The sequence below is a fragment of the Selenomonadales bacterium 4137-cl genome (genome assembly GCA_032334055.1).
In the GTDB taxonomy this organism is placed as follows: domain Bacteria; phylum Bacillota; class Negativicutes; order Sporomusales; family UBA7701; genus Anaeroselena; species Anaeroselena agilis.
The window spans coordinates 344,990-361,967 of record JAUOZS010000001.1 but is presented as its reverse complement, the minus strand read 5'-3'; the positions used below and the strand labels follow the sequence as shown (position 1 = coordinate 361,967).

General features: G+C 61.8%; 19 protein-coding genes and 1 tRNA gene. 1 reads left to right on the top strand and 19 read right to left on the bottom strand.

The genetic code is table 11. The annotated features are described in order from the left end of the window. Nucleotides 1-71: 71 nt before the first annotated feature. The 4 genes from Q4T40_01675 to Q4T40_01660 all read right to left on the bottom strand — a co-directional run bounded on the left by Q4T40_01675 (nucleotide 72) and on the right by Q4T40_01660 (nucleotide 3,630). On the bottom strand, nucleotides 72-629 hold the full coding sequence (locus Q4T40_01675) for a Fe-S-containing hydro-lyase (protein ID MDT8899957.1): 558 nt from the start codon (nucleotides 627-629) through the stop codon (nucleotides 72-74). A gap of 12 nt (nucleotides 630-641) precedes the next feature. Next, the gene (locus tag Q4T40_01670; protein ID MDT8899956.1) at nucleotides 642-1,487 is read right to left on the bottom strand and encodes a fumarate hydratase; all 846 of its coding nucleotides are present in this window, start codon (nucleotides 1,485-1,487) and stop codon (nucleotides 642-644) included. An 89-nt stretch (nucleotides 1,488-1,576) separates the two neighbouring features. Next, complete coding sequence (locus Q4T40_01665; GenBank protein MDT8899955.1) at nucleotides 1,577-3,283, bottom strand: sigma 54-interacting transcriptional regulator; 1,707 nt, start codon at nucleotides 3,281-3,283, stop codon at nucleotides 1,577-1,579. Nucleotides 3,284-3,441: 158 nt separating this feature from the next. Continuing rightward, entirely contained in the window at nucleotides 3,442-3,630 is a 189-nt protein-coding gene (locus Q4T40_01660; protein MDT8899954.1) for a hypothetical protein, read from the bottom strand. A gap of 382 nt (nucleotides 3,631-4,012) precedes the next feature. Between Q4T40_01660 and Q4T40_01655 the strand changes: the two genes are divergently transcribed. Further along, nucleotides 4,013-4,711 carry a GntR family transcriptional regulator gene (locus Q4T40_01655; GenBank protein ID MDT8899953.1) on the top strand — a complete coding sequence of 233 codons (699 nt, stop codon included), beginning with the start codon at nucleotides 4,013-4,015 and terminating at the stop codon, nucleotides 4,709-4,711. Between the two features lie 55 nt (nucleotides 4,712-4,766). On the opposite strand, the gene Q4T40_01650 is transcribed toward Q4T40_01655, so the two are convergent. The 15 genes from Q4T40_01650 to Q4T40_01580 form a co-directional block, all read right to left on the bottom strand. Beyond that, on the bottom strand, nucleotides 4,767-5,642 hold the full coding sequence (locus Q4T40_01650) for a response regulator (GenBank protein ID MDT8899952.1): 876 nt from the start codon (nucleotides 5,640-5,642) through the stop codon (nucleotides 4,767-4,769). Beyond that, the gene (locus Q4T40_01645; GenBank protein ID MDT8899951.1) at nucleotides 5,642-6,955 is read right to left on the bottom strand and encodes an ATP-binding protein; all 1,314 of its coding nucleotides are present in this window, start codon (nucleotides 6,953-6,955) and stop codon (nucleotides 5,642-5,644) included. Before Q4T40_01645 ends, Q4T40_01650 begins: the two co-directional genes overlap by 1 nt. A gap of 62 nt (nucleotides 6,956-7,017) precedes the next feature. After that, nucleotides 7,018-7,491, bottom strand: coding sequence for a metallophosphoesterase (locus Q4T40_01640; GenBank protein MDT8899950.1), 474 nt, complete (start codon nucleotides 7,489-7,491; stop codon nucleotides 7,018-7,020). Continuing rightward, a complete protein-coding gene (locus tag Q4T40_01635) occupies nucleotides 7,472-8,083 on the bottom strand; it encodes an XTP/dITP diphosphatase (protein MDT8899949.1) in 612 nt (203 codons plus the stop codon). The genes Q4T40_01640 and Q4T40_01635 overlap by 20 nt, the downstream gene beginning before the upstream one ends. Then, nucleotides 8,080-8,817: a ribonuclease PH gene (gene rph / locus Q4T40_01630; GenBank protein MDT8899948.1), complete on the bottom strand. Its 738-nt coding sequence runs from the start codon at nucleotides 8,815-8,817 to the stop codon at nucleotides 8,080-8,082. The genes Q4T40_01635 and rph overlap by 4 nt, the downstream gene beginning before the upstream one ends. Nucleotides 8,818-8,835: 18 nt before the next feature. Further along, a complete protein-coding gene (locus tag Q4T40_01625) occupies nucleotides 8,836-10,158 on the bottom strand; it encodes a histone deacetylase (protein MDT8899947.1) in 1,323 nt (440 codons plus the stop codon). Beyond that, complete coding sequence (locus tag Q4T40_01620; GenBank protein ID MDT8899946.1) at nucleotides 10,158-11,813, bottom strand: hydantoinase/oxoprolinase family protein; 1,656 nt, start codon at nucleotides 11,811-11,813, stop codon at nucleotides 10,158-10,160. The genes Q4T40_01625 and Q4T40_01620 overlap by 1 nt, the downstream gene beginning before the upstream one ends. A gap of 49 nt (nucleotides 11,814-11,862) precedes the next feature. Beyond that, entirely contained in the window at nucleotides 11,863-12,654 is a 792-nt protein-coding gene (locus Q4T40_01615; protein MDT8899945.1) for an acyl-CoA dehydratase activase, read from the bottom strand. Nucleotides 12,655-12,659: 5 nt separating this feature from the next. Next, nucleotides 12,660-13,637, bottom strand: coding sequence for a 2-hydroxyacyl-CoA dehydratase (locus Q4T40_01610; GenBank protein MDT8899944.1), 978 nt, complete (start codon nucleotides 13,635-13,637; stop codon nucleotides 12,660-12,662). Nucleotides 13,638-13,697: 60 nt separating this feature from the next. Beyond that, nucleotides 13,698-14,363, bottom strand: a complete 666-nt coding sequence (locus tag Q4T40_01605; GenBank protein ID MDT8899943.1) for a coenzyme F420-0:L-glutamate ligase — start codon at nucleotides 14,361-14,363, stop codon at nucleotides 13,698-13,700. Nucleotides 14,364-14,375: 12 nt separating this feature from the next. Next, on the bottom strand, nucleotides 14,376-14,912 hold the full coding sequence (locus Q4T40_01600; GenBank protein ID MDT8899942.1) for a hypothetical protein: 537 nt from the start codon (nucleotides 14,910-14,912) through the stop codon (nucleotides 14,376-14,378). Nucleotides 14,913-14,944: 32 nt separating this feature from the next. Next, entirely contained in the window at nucleotides 14,945-15,757 is an 813-nt protein-coding gene (gene murI / locus Q4T40_01595) for a glutamate racemase (GenBank protein MDT8899941.1), read from the bottom strand. A gap of 68 nt (nucleotides 15,758-15,825) precedes the next feature. After that, nucleotides 15,826-16,254 (bottom strand): thioesterase family protein, encoded by a 429-nt coding sequence (locus tag Q4T40_01590; GenBank protein MDT8899940.1) that lies wholly within the window; start codon nucleotides 16,252-16,254, stop codon nucleotides 15,826-15,828. Between the two features lies 1 nt (nucleotide 16,255). Further along, on the bottom strand, nucleotides 16,256-16,681 hold the full coding sequence (locus Q4T40_01585; protein MDT8899939.1) for a DUF3842 family protein: 426 nt from the start codon (nucleotides 16,679-16,681) through the stop codon (nucleotides 16,256-16,258). Between the two features lie 210 nt (nucleotides 16,682-16,891). Next, a tRNA-Arg gene (locus Q4T40_01580) sits at nucleotides 16,892-16,966 on the bottom strand. Between the last annotated feature and the right edge of the window lie 12 nt (nucleotides 16,967-16,978).

The following is a 16,978-nucleotide window of genomic DNA, read 5'->3' as shown; positions in this document are numbered from 1 at the left end:
GTATTATACTATACGGTCTACGGAGTGTCAAGGGCCATGGCGACATAATAACAGAACTATCGGGGTGTCTTTTATAGCCTCCGGTACTGTTTCTGGCCTTCCTCGTAATAGTTGCGGCCTTCGCTGTCGATGACGACGATCGCCGGAAAGTCTTCGACCGTCATTTTGGCGAACGCTTCGGCGCCCAGGTCCGAGTAGGCCACGACTTCGTAGCCCTTGACCGTCCGGGCGATGAGGGCGGCGGCCCCGCCGGTGGCGGCAAAGTAGACCGCGCCGTGCTTTTTCATCGCTTCGACGACTTCGGCGCTGCGGTAGCCTTTGCCGATCATGCCTCTCAGTCCCTCGGCCAACATCCGCGGCGTATAGGCGTCCATGCGGCCGCTGGTGGTCGGCCCGGCCGAGCCGATGGGCTGTCCGGGCTTCGCCGGGCTCGGGCCGACGTAGTAGATTATCTGGTCGCGCACGTCGACGGGGAGTTTTTCGCCCCGGTCGAGAGCTTCGATCATGCGCTTGTGGGCGGCGTCGCGGGCGGTGTAGATGGCGCCGGAAATCAGGACGCTGTCACCGGCGCGCAGTTTCCTGGCGGCGTCTGCGCTCAGCGGGGTTGTGATGCGGACGGGTTCGGCCATGCTTCTGTCCCCCTAAATTTCGATTTCCGCATGCCTGGTGGCATGACAGTTGATGTTGATCGCCACGGGCATGCCGGCGATGTGGGTGGGGTAGTACTCGATGTTGACCGCCAGGGCCGTGACAGTGCCGCCCAGGCCTTGCGGCCCCACGCCTGTCTTGTTGACCAGTTCGAGGATTTCGGCCTCAAGTGTGGCGTATTCCGGATTGGCGTTGCGCACGCTTATCGGGCGGATGAGCGCCTTTTTGGCCAGGAAGGCGGCCTTCTCCATCGTACCGCCGATGCCCATGCCAATAACGATCGGCGGGCAGGGGTTGGATCCGGCGGCGCTCACCGTGTCGACGGCGAATTTCTTGATGCCGGATACTCCGGCCGAAGGCGGGAACATTTTCAGGGCGCTCATGTTTTCGCTGCCGAATCCTTTGGGCGCGAGGACGATTTTGATCTTGTCGCCGGGAACGATGGCGACATGAAGGATGGCGGGGGTGTTGTCACCGGTGTTTTTGCGGATGAAAACCGGGTCGTCGACCACCGATTTGCGCAAGTATCCTTCAGTGTATCCTTTGGCGACGCCGGCATTGACGGCCTCCTCCAGGCCGCCGTCGACGACGCGGACATCCTGGCCGATTTCCATGAAAACCACCGCCATCCCCGTGTCCTGACAGATGGGCATTGCCTGGTCGCGGGCGATGCAGGCGTTTTCGACGAGTTGGCCGAGAATCTCCCGGCCGAGCGGCGACTCCTCGGTTTTTTGGCCGCCGGCGAGGGCGCCGAAGATATCTTCGGTAAGGTAATAGTTGGCTTCGACGGCGAGTTTCGCCACGGCCGCCGTGATGCGGCCGGCTTCGATCGTACGCATGAAAGGCCTCCTTTTCTTGGCGAGAATGATGTCCAGTTCTTGTTTACCGTTTTCTCCTCTCTTTTTTGTCCTTCGGCTCTATTATTGCCCTATTTCGTATCACCCAGGCCGTACCTGCGCAGCTTGTTGTACAGAGTGGCCAGGGAGATGCCTAGCGCCGCCGCCGCCTGTTTTTTGCCTTCCAGGTTGTGGCCGTGCTTGGCGACCGCCAGTTCTATCAGACGGCGCTCCATTTCCTCGAAGGTCATGATTTCGGTGTCGCGCAGGCTGAGGTCGCGTTTGGGCAGATCGACCAGCGGTCCGAGTTTCGCGGCGGTGATCGTGTCCCCGTCGGTAGTTACCACCGCCCGCTCGACGACGTTTTCCAGCTCACGCAGGTTACCCGGCCAGTCGTAGCGTCTCAGTTCGGCCAGTGCCTCGGCGGAAAAACCGCGGATGCGTTTGCCGAGGAGACGGTTGAATTTGGCGAGCGCGTTCTCAACCAGCAGGGGGATGTCCTCCTTGCGCCTCCGCAGGGGCGGTATGGTCAGTTCGATGACTTTGAGGCGATAATAGAGGTCCTCGCGAAAGGTGCCGGCGGCAATCAGTTTGGCCAGATCGCGGTTGGTGGCCGCTATTACCCTGACGTCCACCGGCTTGGGCCGCGTCCCCCCCACTCTCTCGATCTCCCGTTCCTGCAGCACACGGAGCAGTTTTCCCTGGAGCTGGTGAGGCATGTCGCCGATTTCGTCGAGGAAGATCGTTCCCCGGTTGGCCAACTCGAATTTACCCATCTTGCTTTCGGTGGCGCCGGTGAAGGCCCCTTTTTCATGGCCGAAAAACTCGCTCTCCAGGAGCGTCTCCGGGATGGCAGCGCAGTTGACGCGGATGAAGGGGAAACTACGCCGGCTGCTGGTGTTGTGGATGGCATGGGCGATAAGCTCTTTACCGGTGCCGCTCTCGCCCATGACGAGGACCGTCGAGTTGGTGTCGGCGATTTTGCGGGCGACCTCGACGACCTGTCGCAGGGCGGGATCAGCGCCGAGAACGTCGTCGAAGGAGTATTTGGCGCTGGTCACCTCGCCGAATTTTACCGACAGGCGCTCCAGGAGCCGCGACTGACGTTGAAGCTGGTCCATGAGGCGCATTACGTCGGTGAGAGGCTGAAAAACGGCCACGGCGCCCACCATTTCACCTTTGTCGCCGGCAAGAATGGGGGCGGCGTTCGAGACGACCTCGATATCAGTGCCGCCGATGACGCTGCGCCGGCCGAATACCGGCTGGCGGGTGCGGAGGCAACGGGCCAGCGCCCCGTCAGGCGAGGAGCGGAAGGTGTTTTCGCCGATACGGTCTTTGGCGCTGATGCCGGAGATTTTTACGAAGGAAGGGTTTACATATTTCACCGTGCCGTCCATGCCGGCTACCGCGATGCCTTCCTGTACCGAATTTAGGATGGCGTCAAGCTCGCCCTTGATATTTTTTATTTCGATTAACTGCCGCTTTTCATCGAGGATGGTCAGCATCAGTTCCGCCGCCTTGCCGTCCATGACGATTGCGCCGGCCGGTTTTAAGGCCAGCAGCTTTTCTCGCACCTCCGAGCGCCCGGTGGCCTCGATGAAAATGTCGACGCCGGGCAGGGCGAGGAGGGCGGTGAAATCGGTTGTGAAGAAGACGCCGTCCCGTTTGGCAAGCAGTGCGCCGGACGCCTTGGGGTCGATATCCGCCACGCCTAGGATGCTGACATTTTTCGTTGTCTTCAGGGTCTGGTACACAACCGTGCCACCCTTGCCGAGGCCGATTATCGCGATTTTGTGCACATTACAACTCCCGTTCTAATTATTACAATAATTATATTTTACCTGCCGGACGAAAACAACAAAGTTCGGCACGGAACTTTGTTCCGGTCGCCGGTTAACGAGCAGGGCGGTACCAAAAAAAAGTATCACCAGCAATGCTGGTGAAGTGTGATTATCCGTTATTCCCGGTTGGCGCCACAGTTGCCGGGCGGCAGATCGATTATCTCGCTGTGAGCGCCATGCACCCCGCATTCGGGGCATAACCACGTCTGCACCCTCAGCGTCAGCTTCCGGTCGTCGAAATCGTACCCTATCGTGGTATACTTCGATGTCTTTTCGAGATGTTCGCACCATTGACCTCTCTTCATCGCAAATACCCCTCCCCACTACAGTAGTAAACCATGCCTCAATATCATGCAAATAGCGTGCCAACAAGTCGATCCACTGTTTTCAAGGCTTGGCGGCGAGTTCTACCCGGCTGCATTCTAATATTTATAAATACCCGCCGGACGGGTTACGGGTCAATCGCTGCCGCTAAGGGCTTTGCCTGCCGCCGGTCTGACCAATATACCGCAATTCTAATTGCTATAATTATTGTAGTTTTTATAACTCCTCTCTTGATTAACGGACAGATGGCGTTCGGCGGCGGCTACGCGGTAAAAATAATTGACCGCAGATAAAAAACTATGATATTTTATATCTGTGTATTTTTCTGTATAGCCAACGCAACCGCCAGGAGGAAACAAGCCCATGGGCAGCATGTCGCCTATCCATCTCGACAATTACAAACCGCTCCGCGAAGTGGTTTTCGATGTCCTGCGCAACGCCATTACCAGCGGCCTGCTGCAGCCGGGAGAGCGCCTGATGGAGAACCAGTTGGCCGAGCAGCTCAGGGTGAGCCGAACCCCCGTCCGCGAGGCAATCCGCAAGCTAGAGCAGGAAGGGTTTGTGGTTATGGCGCCCCGCCGCGGCACCTACGTAGCCGATATATCCATCCGCGATATCAACGAGGTGTTCGAGATCCGTTCCGCCCTTGAAGTGCTCGCAGCCGGCCTGGCGGCCGAACGAATCGGCGAGGATGACCTGGAGCATCTGGAGAGAATGCTGGTGGAAATCGGCGAATACATCGATAAAGGCGATACGGCGAAAATCGTCGAGGCCGACTGCCGTTTTCACGACATTCTATACGGCGCCACCAACAATAAGACCTTGGCCACCATCATCAGCAACCTGCGAGAAAAGCTGACCGTCTTCCGGACCATCTCCTACGGCTATCCCGGCCGGGCGAAGCGCTCGCTCGAGGAACACCGCCGCATCGTCGAGGCGCTGGCCCGGCGCAACGCAACTCTCGCACAGCAACTCGCCCGCAAGCATATTGACAACGCCGAACAGACGCTGCTGCTGCATATAGGGGAAAAAAACCAGGAACGCCGTAAGGTAGAAGAATAGAAAAGACAAAGCGACCGCGCCAACCGCACGGTCGCTTTTATATTTATCTTTATTCTCAGGCCCGTTCGTTCGACGCGAGAAAAACGAGTCCCTCGATAAACTTTTTCACGTTGATCTTGCCATGGTACGGGCTTTTGTCCTGGACAAAGTTCATTTCCTGGCGCACCTCGCTGAAGTCGAACAGGGCGGTGCTGTACGTCTGGAAGCGGTCGTTGTGGTAGTCTTCGATACCGATGTTGGCGAGATTCTGGAGCGCCTTGGCGATGGCGCGCCTCACCCGCTGCTCGATGGTCTTGGTGTCCTGCCCGGCGTCCTGGGCCATATGCTGATAGATTTCGTTCAACTGATAGGGCGAATCGTTGGCGAGGCGGCCGCTGTCGGCCAGGAGCTTCGCCATCTGGTAAATGCTCTTGGCGCCTACTTCGCCGAGGATGCCGAGGTCGGAAAATACCTTGTAGAGCACGTTCTTCGGGAGGCCGCCTTCCGTTGCCGGCGCGGCCGCCGCCGGGGCCGCGTAAGGCGCGGTGGCCCGGGAAATGAGAGACATGGCTTTTTTGAGTTCGCGGCTCTCTCTGACCTTGTTGATGACGGTTATGATTTCCAGTACGTTGACCGGTTTGTGAATATAGAATTCGATGCCGTGCTGGTAAGCCTGGGTTATCATTGGCTGGCTGTTCGATTCGGAAATCATGATGAATGACACGGGCGTCTCTTGCTCCCGGAGCCTGCGGATGAGTTCGACGCCGTCCTGCCCGGGCAACAGCAGATCGACCACAGCGATGTCAGGACGGCACTCGACGATGAGCTTCTCGGCCTCCAGTCCTTCGGCGCTCTCGGCCACTACCGTCCCCAGGTCGTTTTTTTCGATGATATTGCGGATTATCTTGCGCACGCTGACATCGTCGTCGACGACAACAAATCGTAACGCCATCAGGTTCCTCCTTCTTCCGCCCATTCGCCGGGCAGCACGATACTCCTCACCGGCAGCCTGACCGTGAACTTCGTCATTCTCCCGACCTCCGACTCCAGCTCGACCGTCCCCGCCAGCATCTCGGTGAGGTTCTTGACGTGCGACAGCCCGAGCCCGGTGGACATTTTGCCTGTCTCGGGGCAAAACTTGGTGGAGTAGCCGACTTCGAACAACAGGTCGAAGTCTTCCGCCTTGATGCCGCATCCGTTATCTTCAACGGCAAAGACGATTTCCCCTGCCGACGCCCGCTCGGTCACCCTGATCGCGCCAGTGTCGCCGCAGGCTTCGATGGCGTTGATAATGAGGTCGTCAAGGATGGATACGATGGCATAGTGCTGGTCGGTGACAAAATCGTACTCGTGCTTGAACGAGATGGCGATGTTTTTGTCGTGGCCGGCCAGATAGCGCCGGGTGTTTTGCTCGATGACGAAGAAGATCTCCGCCAGTCTGAGGCCATGGAGAGTGGCCGAGGGCTGCAGGATGTTCTCGATGCCTGTCACCACGCGGGAGTAATCCTTCTTGACCTCGTGGATGTTGCGGGCCACCGCCAGGGCCTGAGCGGCGTCGGAGTCGGCGCTGTCGCGAGTGTATAGTCTTTTATACAGCCAATAGCTGTCTTCCATAACCTGCTCGATGTCCTGGGAGGACTTTTTCAGGTAATAGAGCTCGGCTTTGAGCTGCGCGATCATGACGGTAAGCTCGGTGTAGCGGGCCACCTGTTCCTCTGCCAGCACGAACGCCTGATAACGCCGGAGAACGTAGTAAGCGCCGACAGCCAGGACGGCGCGCAGCACCGCCACTCCCACCAGGCTGGAGAAGACGGTCTCGGGGTTGCCCTTGAGGGGTTCGCCGCGGGTGAGAAGCTCGACAATGTTGCTGAAAACGTCGCTGACGCTGAGAAAGAGGATAAGGGCCGGCAGGTTGTCCACCAGCCTGCGGATGCGGAGGGCTTGAAAGCAGGCTCCATAGGAAATGTAGTAGACGATCGCCGGCGAGTTGATCATCATCACCTGGGTGAGGCCTACAGGATCGAAAGTCATCTGCACGGCGCTGCGGCCGATAAAGATGGCGATGCCGGACAGAACAGCGGTCGTGAAGGTCGGCAGGCGGGGGAAATAGAGAAGCAGCGTCGCCAGGACGGCTACGCTGACCGTGAATCGGAAGTGGGTGTGGAAAGGGTAAATGTAAGCGAGGCCGGCCAGCCCGACCAGCAGGACGACTATCAGGATAGACTTATATTCCCGTCGTACGACCCTGATTAGTTCCACTACCATCGTTCCCCATCCCATAACAAGGATAATTAGCCACGGGTCAAACCCGCTGCAGAAAAAGGTGTTTATATCTCTATAATCTCTGCTCCGGTTTCGCCGCCGTCGAGCACCAGCGCGCCGCAGCTGGGCGGATGGCCGCCGCGGGGGTGGACGGCGCCGCCGGGATTGAACAGCAGCACTCCGTCCTGGCGGCTGATGTCGGGCACGTGGGAATGACCGTATACCACGACGTCGACGCCGTACTGGCGGCCCCACCACAAAAGCTCGCCCCTTCGTTCCTTGGCGTTGTACCGGTGCCCGTGGGTCAGCCATATTTTCCGGCCGCCGGCCTCGATGAACTCGTCGATTTTAGCGTCTGTGACGCCGTCGCAATTGCCGGCCACCGCCTTTACCGGCAGACCGGTAAGGTCGGCAAGATGGCGGGCGTCCTGGCTGTAGTCGCCGGCGTGGAGCCACATGGCCACCGGCCCGGCCGCCGCCACCGCCCGTCTGATCGCCGCCAGCGATCCGTGACTGTCGCTAAGCACGCCGATTCTCATGGATATACCTCGCCAGCGTCGTCGCCATGTTGCGGAGCGCCTGCCCGCGATGGCTGACGGCGTTTTTTTCCTCAATGGTCATTTCGGCCATCGTCTTGGCCGCGCCCGGCAACAGGAAGAGGGGGTCGTAGCCGAAGCCGCCCGTCCCCCGGGGCTCCCGGAGGATGGTCCCTTCGCAGGTGCCTTCGGCGGTCAGCAGAGCCCCGTCGGGGTCGACGTAGGCCAGGACGCAGCGGAAACGGGCCGTCCGCTCATTTTGGGGCACGTCGGCGAGCGCGGCCAGCAGTTTGGCGTTGCAGGCTTCATCGGTGGCTCCCGGGCCGGCGTAGCGGGCCGAGTAAACGCCGGGCGCCCCGTTCAGGGCGTCGACCTCCAGCCCCGAATCGTCGGCCAGGCACGGCATTCCGGTGTGGAGGGCGTAGTGGGTGGCCTTGAGGACGGCGTTGGCGGCGAAGGTGTCGCCGTTTTCCTCCGCCTCGGGAATGGCGGGAAATTTATCGAGGGCCAATACTTCGACCGGCAGGGCGGCGAGGGCGGCGGCGATTTCTTTCACCTTGCCCTTGTTGCCGGTCGCAACGACGATTGAGATCATGCCCGTCCGATCCTCCAGGCCAATTGACCCAGCACATCCTTCTGGTAGTCGATAAGCTCGGCGACGCCCTTCTCGCCGGCCGCCAGCATGTCTTTAAGCTGCTCCCTGCTGAAGGGAGCCTTCTCGCCGGTCCCCTGCACTTCCACGAAATGGCCTTCGCCGGTCATGACGAGGTTAAGATCGACGAGCGCCCTGGAGTCTTCCTCGTAGCATAGGTCGAGCAATACTTCGCCGTCGACGACGCCGACGCTGACCGCCGCCAGGAAATCGGTTACGGGAAAGGTAGTTTCGGGAGCGTAAAAGGTGTTTACCGCGTCGACCAGCGCCACGAAGGCGCCGGTGATTGAGGCGGTGCGGGTGCCGCCGTCGGCCTGAACGACGTCGCAATCGACGGTTACGGTGCGTTCGCCAAGGGCTTTCAGGTTGGTGACGCTGCGCAGCGCCCGGCCGATAAGACGCTGGATTTCGTGGGTACGGCCGCTGGGTTTGCCTTTGGCGACCTCGCGGACGTTGCGCACCTGGGTGGAGCGCGGCATAAGCGAATATTCGGCCGTCACCCAGCCCTCGCCGGTGCCTTTGAGGAAGAACGGCACCCGTTCTTCGACGCTGGCGGCGCAGATAACCTTGGTGTCGCCGAATTCGACCAGCACCGAGCCTTCGGCGTATTTCAGATAGTTGCGGACAATTTTCACCCGGCGCAGATCGAAGGCCTCGCGCCCGTCGCTTCTCGTCATATGTTGCCTCCCCGCGGGTTAGACCCGCTCCAACGAATCGTTTTCCTTGTCCTGGATGTAGTAATGCTGATATTTGCCCTGGCGCTTGGCAGCCAACACCGCATCCTTGGCGCCTTGCCGGCACGCCGGGCAGCTTTCCCGCGGCACCACGGCGGCGAAGGCGGACTGGTAGCCGGTGCGATGCCCCTCGGCCTCGGTGGCGACGGCGAGGTAGCCGCGGCAATGGGGGCAGAGGCGCAGTCGCTCGACTTGCTGTTCGCTGATGCCGCTGTCGTCGTAGTAGATGCCCCGGCGACGCGTCCAGAAATCCCCGGCCTTTGCGGCCGCGGCGCTGCTCAGCGACTCGCGTTCCCGCCACAGGGCGCCCTGTTTGGCGACCAGTTCCCTGAGGTAAGCCCGCGTACCGTCCGACAGGCCGCGCGGCGCGGCGGCGATATCTGGTTCGACCACCCGGCTGTAGTCGAGGCCGGCCATGGCGAGGATGATGCCGGTGTTGACGTACGGCAGCGCATCCTCGATCGAGTAGCCTCCTTCGAGGACGGCTACGTCGGCGCGGAGTTTGGCGGCCAGCGAGGCGTAGCCCTGAGCGGTGATGGCCATGCTCGCCAACGGATCGCTGTAATGGTTATCCTGGCCGGCCGAGTTGATGACCAGGTCGGGGCGGAAGTCCTCCAACACCGGAATAATGAGGTTGTCGAGCACGTAGTGGAGGCCCTCGTCGGTGGTGCCCGGCGGCAGGGGCAGGTTGATGGTCGTGCCGAGGGCGGGCGGGCTGCCGGCTTCGTCGGTGAAGCCGCTGCCGGGGTAAAGGGTGCGGCCGTCCTGATGGAAGGATATGAACAGCGTGTCAGGGTCGTGGTAGAAGATGTCCTGGGTGCCATCGCCGTGATGGACGTCGGTGTCGACAATCGCCACCCGCCTGATACCGTGGTGGCGCCGCAGGTATTCGACCATCACCGCTTCGATGTTGATAGTGCAGAAGCCCCGGGTACCGTGAACGACCCGCATGGCATGGTGGCCGGGAGGCCGCACGAGGGCGAACGCCCGCGCCACCTCTCCTTTTACCACTGCCTCGGCGGCGGTTATCGCTCCGCCGGCCGAGACGAGGTGGGCGTCGGTGATGTGGGAGCCGATATCCGGCACGCCGATATGGACCCGGTCGGCGTCGCGGAGGGTCGCCAGGCGGGGCTTGTATTCGCGGATGCCGGGGATGTCGAGCAGCCCCTCCTCGACGATCTGGTCGCGGGTGTAGAGCAGCCGCTCCTCACGCTCGGGATGGGTGGGCGTCAGCGCCCAGTCGAACGCCGGAAAAAAGACGAGCCCGAACGGTTTCACGGCCATCACACTCCCTCCCCGGCGGTGAATATGCCCGGTTTTATCTGCAACTGGCAGGCGATGATCTTGCCGGTGGTGCTGAAACCGCGCACGAGATTAAATTCTTCGTCATAGACCGATTCGACGTCCGCCACCGGGATACCGGCCGCGGCCGCGCGTTCGGCCAGATGGCGGGCCGCCAGTTCCCTGGCGTTGGCGAGGGTGAAGCGCCGGGACGGCAGGGCCGCCCTGAGGCCGAGCTCGGCGACGGTGTAGTAGCCCTGGGCGGTATCGGCGCGGAGAGTAACCTCAATCGTCGGCCGGGCCACGGCGGCGCCGACCGCGTTGGCCACCACCGCGCCTTCGGGGACGGAGCAGCGGATACCGAGCCGCTCGGCTACCAGGGGAGCGAGGCCTGCGGCCGCACCACCCACGCCGATTAGGGCCGCCGGCTGGGGTCTCAGGTCGCGGACGGCGTCTTCCACCCGGTAGACGGGTTCGGAGGCTCGTTCATCAATCATGTTTGCAATTGCGGCTTGGATGGCCTCGGCGGCGGCCGCGAGCACGGACCGCGCCGTTTCCTGTACGGTTTCGCCGCCGGCCGCGGTAAGGCGCATGGCCTCCGCGGCCCTGTCCTTGTCGCCGAAACCGGCCGCGCCGGCGACGATCATCGCGTCGGATACGGTGGGGGCGGGGCCGCCCAGCGCCATCGCAGGGCCGCGCCCTTCGGGCCCGATGATTATCCGGCCGTTCTCCCTGCGGACGAAGCTATCGCCGCCGATGCCGATCGAACGCAGCCAAAATGCCCGTACAGCCGTTGGATAGTCGCCGATCTGCGCCCCCCGTTCGGCGAACAGCGGCGCACCGTCACGCCACAGGGCGATGTCGGTCGTGGTGCCGCCGATGTCGAGCGACACGGCCTCGCCGCGCGGCGCCGCCAGCGCCATGATGCCGAGGACGCTGGCCGCCGGACCGGTGAACACCGCCTCGACCGGACGCTCCCCGGCCGCCGCCAGCGGCATTGTGCCGCCGTCGGCCTTGAGGATGTAGACCGGAGCTGTGACGCCGCGGCCGGCGACAGCCGCCTGCGCCGCGCGGGCAAAGCGGCCGAAATGGCGCCAGACGGCGGCGTTGTAATACGCCGAATTGGCGCGCCGCCAGAAGTTCAGCGAGCCGGCGACGGCCGAACCGAGGGTTATGTGCGCGGGGCGGGCATGGCGCCTGAGCCAGCCGGCCACCGCCTGTTCGTGGGCGGGGTTGCGGACGGCGAATTTGCCGGCGACGGCGTAAACTTCGCAGCCATCCAGGTCGCGGCAGGCGGATGCGACCTCGGCCTCCCGCGGGGCGGCCGTCTCGCGGCCGCGGTGGTCGATATAGCCCGATAATATCCGTGGGCGCTCGGGCACAAGGGCGCTGATGTCCATACCGGGACCGGGGAGGAGAAGCAAGCCCACCCGCTCCAGCCGTCCCTCGACGACGGCGTTGGTGACGATGGTCGTCGACAGGGCTACCCGCCGCAGTCCGGCGGCGTCCACCCCGTCGAGCACCCGGTCAAGGGCAGCGAGGATGCCGGCCAGGAGGTCGTCGTGGGTTGTCGGCGCCTTGGCCTGGGCAATCACCTTGCCCTCGGCCACGACGACCGCGTCGGTGTATGTTCCGCCGACATCGATGCCAAGCAGCATACTATCCCTCCTTCCCATTGACGCGCCGATAAGCGTCCAACTACGACGCTTATCTACTACCCTGCTTCTGCTCCGCCACAAGACTTAAAGCATGCACAGCGCAGCCGATCGCCCCGTTCAGTTGCGGCCGCGCCGGCACCACCACTTTTACGCTCACTTCCTGTTCGATAATCCGCGGCAGGGCTTCGCCGATGGCCACGCCGCCGGTGAAAACGACGGTTTCACCCGCGCGGGTCAGGGCGGCGAGCATCGGCCGCACCCGTTTGAAGATGGTGTAATTGACGCCGGCCGCCAGTTCGGGTACCGTAAAGCCCTCGACGATGCGGCCGATGAGCTCGGACTCGCCGAAGATCGCGCAGGTGGCGCTGAGTTCGACCGGATTGGCGCTGTGGCGGCTGAGCTCTTCGAGGCTTATCCCCAGCACCGCGGCCATATTTTCCAGGTAGCGCCCCGTGCTGGCGGCGCACTTATCGTTGGTCTGAAAATCGACCATCTTCCCCCTACGCACCTTAATGACCTTGCTGTCCTGCCCGCCGAGGTCCAGGAGAGTGAAGTCGGTCAGCCCCGTCTGCCAGACGGCGCCGAGGGCGTGGGCCTTAAGCTCGGGGATGACGGTCGCGCCGGCGATGGCCAGCGTATTGCGGCCATAGCCGGTGGCGACCACCGCCTCGCTTGCTCCCAAGCCGAGAGCGGCGAAGTCGACTGCCATCTCGCCGTTCAGGCGCCGGCCGAAGTTACGATAAAAATCGACTGTCTCAAGCACTTTTTTGGTTACGATTTGCCTGTCAGCCATCAAAACGATCTTGACGCTGCGGCTGCCGAGATCGATCCCGCACAACACCGCCCTCACCTCAGCATTTCCAGGAAGCTGTCCAGCCGCAGGCGGGTGCGGGCGTCAACCTTGCCGGGCTTGTCGCCTTCCACCGTGAGGATGGGCACATCCAGCTTCTCGCGAAAGATCATGTCTTCGATCTGGCGGAAACAAAAACTCTGCACATAGTGGATGATACCGTCGATGTTGCGGCGCTCGATTTCACGCCTGATGTCCTCGATGCGCCCGAAGACGCCGTAGGGATATGTATAGAGCCGGTATTGCTCGACGATGTCGTCGGTGGCGAAAGGCATGGCGAACTGGCGCTGCACCTCGTTGTAGACGATGCGCGCGCCCATTCGCTCGACATATTCATAGAGATCGGTGAGGATGGGCGGCACGCCGATAAAGCCCAGGCGCACGTCCTCGGAGTACTCGGCCGCGCTGCCGGCGGCGGCCAGGAACGCGTCCGCCTCCTGTTCGAAAACATCCACATCGCCGTTGAAGTCGCTGCAGCTAACCTGATAAAGGTGGTTGTGCCAGCCGCTGACCGTCCCCTCCCGCCAGGTGAGGCGGTCGATTTCGGCCACCTTGGCCCGAACTCCGTCCAAGCGGCGTTTCGCGGCATTCACCGCGTCCCAGCCAGTGCCGAGGCTGGCCATGAGCTTCTCCATCTGCAGTTTGAGCAGATCGTAGTCGCGGTCGAAGGGGTATGCGAACGGGATGGTTCTGACGCCCGCCAGCTCGTACGTTTCCATCAGGGCGTGGGTGTTGCTGCAGTCCCCCTGGGTGACGGCGATGACGGTGTCGATGTCGCCGCCCTGGACGACGACGGAATACAGTCCCTTGATCCAGCCGCAGATGTTGCGGGGGTAACCGGCTTCCTCCGCGGCTTCGGTCAGGCGCACGGCCTCGGGATGGCTGATGAGGATGTTGTTGAGGTCCACCGGCGTGTGTCCGGCGGCAAATACGATCTCCGCCGGGATGGTGGTGGTAATGCCGATTTTCGCCATCTTTGTTCCTCGTTCTTAATGAACCACGCCGCAGTTGACGCTTTTCAAAAAACGCCTTGGTTATCCGGCGGCAAGCTCGCGGGCGGCCTGGGCGTAATTCTTTATTATCACGATCGGCGTCCGCTGGCTGGCGTTGCCGAAAGGGTTATCGATGAGGATCTGGGCCAGATGGGCCGGGTTGAGTCCGACGGTCACGCCGAGGATGGCCGCCCTTTTCAGGTCGTTGACATCGGCGACCGCCGCCCCGTGGCAGCCGAAGCGGGCTTTGATGGCTTCGGCCACGCCGTTGGGGTCGTTCGGGCCGTATACGATGTGCTTGTCGAACGGCGGCATCGTGCCGGTGACATCGTCGATGAGAGCGGCCTGTTCGCCGGCAAGCTCGTAGAATACGCCGCTCCTGCCCACCAGTTTGGCGAGTATGCCGAGCACCATGGCGAACGTGACCCGCCATTTGCCTTCGGCGTCCATCGCGGCCTGCATGCCGTAGGCGCTCGACAGGCTGCCTTTCTGAGGCACTAGGCGGCAGATAGCCCTGGCGAGGAAGCAGGGGTTCATTTCCTCGGGCCGGACGATGCGGCCCTGGGTTATGGCCACGACACTCTCGGCGACGGAAATGACGTCGTCAGGGCCTATATTGTCGCCTGCATACGCGGCGATCGCTTCGACGATATTGTCCTGGGGAGTGAGGATGCGGGTCTTGACGGGCACGAGTTCCACAATTGCCATGGCTTGTCCCTCCTATGCGCCGGCTACGGCCGGTTTAAGCGCCGCAGCCACTTCGTCGGCCGTCATGACGACGCGCCGTTTGTCAACGTACCATCTGCCGCGGGCGACGATCTGGAAGTAGATCTCGATCGGCATATCCACCATGTCGGCTAGAGCCTGCCGGACATCGCCGCGTTTGGCGGTAAAGACGACGGTGACGATCACCGCGCCGCCGTCCGTCTTGGGAACGATAAGGGACTCGAAATAGCCGTCGCTGCGACGCCGCGACTCCAGTTCCAGACGCGAGGAGACTTCCACGGCGTCGAACTGTTCCTGGGGCAGCAGGTGGCGAGGGAAACAATCCATGATCGTTCCGTCCTGAGTCCCTTTGTTCACGAACGGCACCACACAGGAAAAAACGGCCCGGTCGCCGCTTTTTTCTTCAAGTTTGAAATCGGCGCGCTGGTCGACGAGAAAATCGAACTCGGCATCGCCCTGGCGGGCGATGAAAAGCCAGGCTACGACCGCCACGACCGCGGCCGCCATCACTAAAAACAACAATAATTCCACTGTCATCTTCCTCTCTTACCACAGGATATACGTCAGGGACAGGCGTAATCCTGCAAATCGACATATTCGAACTCCGCCAGCCGGTCGCCGATGACGGTTTCCGCCAGCAGTTCGGCCCGGTCGAGTCCCCCGGAGAAGCAGAGGCGGACGGAGCCGCGACCGGAACCGGCCAGAAGGCCATGTTTGATCAGGCAGCGGCGGGCGTCCAGCGCCGTCTCGCAGGCGGGGTCGACGAGTTTCACTTCCGGGCCCATAACCCGGCGGATAAGCGGGCTGATAAGCGGATAATGAGTGCAGCCGAGGATAAGGGTATCGACCCGCTCTTCGCGAAGCGGCATAAGGTATTCCTGCGCCGCCGCCTCAAGCGGGCCGCCGTCGAGAATTCCCCGCTCGATGCACGGCACGAATTTGGGACAAGCCTGGGGGAAAACCGTAACGCCGGGGTCGAGGTTCGTCAGCGCCTGGCCGTGTTTGCCGCTGGCGATGGCGGCCTGGGTGGCGATGACGCCGATATGCTTGTTGCGGGTCACGTTAAGCGCTACCCGCGCACCGGGGTTCATGCCTACCAGCGGGAAGGGGTAGTGGTGCCGGGCGGCCTCCAGGCCGAGAGCCGTCATGGTGTTGCAGGCGAAAACGGCCATTTTCACCTGCCGATCGGCGAAAAAATCCAATATCTGACGCATGAAGGCCAGGATCTGGGACGGCGGCCGCGAGCCGTAGGGCGCTCTTGCCGTGTCGCCGAAATAGATGTAGTGTTCCTCAGGCATCAGCCAGGCAAGCTCTTTTACTACCGTGAGGCCGCCAACGCCCGAGTCAAAAACTCCGATGGCCGCTTCGCCGTTCATGGCGCCACCTCCTCCAGGTTATTATCGGCCGGGCGCCATTTATCTTATGCGGCTTCAGCCAGGGAGCGTCAAGTGGCGGATAATCCTTTTCCTTCCGCGGCGAACATTGCCTCCAGGCGGTCGTAGTGCGCCGCCGGCAGGCGGATTATCTTGCCGGCTTCGTCGGTGAAGGCGTTCCGGGTGCGGCCGGTGGCGAGCAACACGCCGTCAGCTTCGCGCACTACCCGGTAGGAGAACACCATCTTGACCTTCGATAATTCCTCCATGGTCGTTTCAATTGCCAGGCAGTCGTCGAAGCGGGCCGATGCCCGGTAAGAGCAGCTGACGTCGGTGATCGGGAAAAGAATGCCGGCGGCCATGAGGTCGAGAAGATAGACCCCGGCCTGTCTTAGGTACTCCACCCGCCCCATCTCGAACCAGCGGAAATAGTTGGCGTGGTGGACTACGCCCATCATATCCGTCTCCACGAATCTTACCCTGTCGCGCACCGTCACCATGTCAGCAGCCTTCCTTTTCACGGACAAGCACGACGATCCGGTTGACGGCGTCCTTGATAACCGTCCCCATCGGCCGGCTCTCGAGGCCGACGATCTCGAAGTGGGTCTGGCTTACCGGCAGCAGCACCTTATGGGCGTCGCAGCCGGCGACCGCCGCGGCGATCCGCGGCGTAATCTCGCCCATCATGGCGTTGGCGATAACGATGCCGATCGGGCCGGCGACGATGGCCGCCTTCGGCAGCGACACGACGACGGCGTTTTCGCCGGTGGCGCCGCGGGCCGCGCCTGCTCGCACCATATTGCTTGTGGCGAGGGCATTGGTCCCGAGGGCTATGACCTCGACCTTGCCCCCGAACTGGGCCGTCAACTGGGTTATCAGCTGCGCCCCCAGGCCGCCGCCCATCCCGTCCACTACGGCGATTATCATCCAGGATCACCTTCTCTGCTATTTCTTCACTTGCGCGGACGCAAATCGGATATTGCGCTATCATAAGGAATATGCCCGCCGGCAGGCATTTTAAACCATCAGCGCCAGGGGGCCCCCTGCCTAGTAAACAGCATCCTTATCGGGTAAACTTTTCCATATATTATCCCTATAAAAAAAGCACGCCGTCAGGCATGCATTTGGAGACATTTCTGGTGCGCCCGGCAGGAATCGAACCTGCGCACCCGGCTCCGGAGGCCGGCGCTCTATCCCCTGAGCTACGGGCGCGTTTATCGTTAT

Excerpts from the sequence above, each read along its gene's own strand:
- Q4T40_01650 (MDT8899952.1), bottom strand. The coding sequence starts at position 5,642 with ATGGCGTTACGATTTGTTGTCGTCGACGACGATGTCAGCGTGCGCAAG.
- Q4T40_01645 (MDT8899951.1), bottom strand. The coding sequence starts at position 6,955 with ATGGTAGTGGAACTAATCAGGGTCGTACGACGGGAATATAAGTCTATC.
- Q4T40_01585 (MDT8899939.1), bottom strand. The coding sequence starts at position 16,681 with ATGATAATCGCCGTAGTGGACGGGATGGGCGGCGGCCTGGGGGCGCAG.
- murI (MDT8899941.1), bottom strand. The coding sequence starts at position 15,757 with ATGAACGGCGAAGCGGCCATCGGAGTTTTTGACTCGGGCGTTGGCGGC.
- rph (MDT8899948.1), bottom strand. The coding sequence starts at position 8,817 with ATGACGAGAAGCGACGGGCGCGAGGCCTTCGATCTGCGCCGGGTGAAA.
- Q4T40_01590 (MDT8899940.1), bottom strand. The coding sequence starts at position 16,254 with ATGGTGACGGTGCGCGACAGGGTAAGATTCGTGGAGACGGATATGATG.
- Q4T40_01605 (MDT8899943.1), bottom strand. The coding sequence starts at position 14,363 with ATGGCAATTGTGGAACTCGTGCCCGTCAAGACCCGCATCCTCACTCCC.
- Q4T40_01620 (MDT8899946.1), bottom strand. The coding sequence starts at position 11,813 with ATGCTGCTTGGCATCGATGTCGGCGGAACATACACCGACGCGGTCGTC.
- Q4T40_01635 (MDT8899949.1), bottom strand. The coding sequence starts at position 8,083 with ATGATCTCAATCGTCGTTGCGACCGGCAACAAGGGCAAGGTGAAAGAA.
- Q4T40_01640 (MDT8899950.1), bottom strand. The coding sequence starts at position 7,491 with ATGAGAATCGGCGTGCTTAGCGACAGTCACGGATCGCTGGCGGCGATC.
- Q4T40_01660 (MDT8899954.1), bottom strand. The coding sequence starts at position 3,630 with ATGAAGAGAGGTCAATGGTGCGAACATCTCGAAAAGACATCGAAGTAT.
- Q4T40_01625 (MDT8899947.1), bottom strand. The coding sequence starts at position 10,158 with ATGGCCGTGAAACCGTTCGGGCTCGTCTTTTTTCCGGCGTTCGACTGG.
- Q4T40_01670 (MDT8899956.1), bottom strand. The coding sequence starts at position 1,487 with ATGCGTACGATCGAAGCCGGCCGCATCACGGCGGCCGTGGCGAAACTC.
- Q4T40_01675 (MDT8899957.1), bottom strand. The coding sequence starts at position 629 with ATGGCCGAACCCGTCCGCATCACAACCCCGCTGAGCGCAGACGCCGCC.
- Q4T40_01610 (MDT8899944.1), bottom strand. The coding sequence starts at position 13,637 with ATGGCGAAAATCGGCATTACCACCACCATCCCGGCGGAGATCGTATTT.
- Q4T40_01655 (MDT8899953.1), top strand. The coding sequence starts at position 4,013 with ATGGGCAGCATGTCGCCTATCCATCTCGACAATTACAAACCGCTCCGC.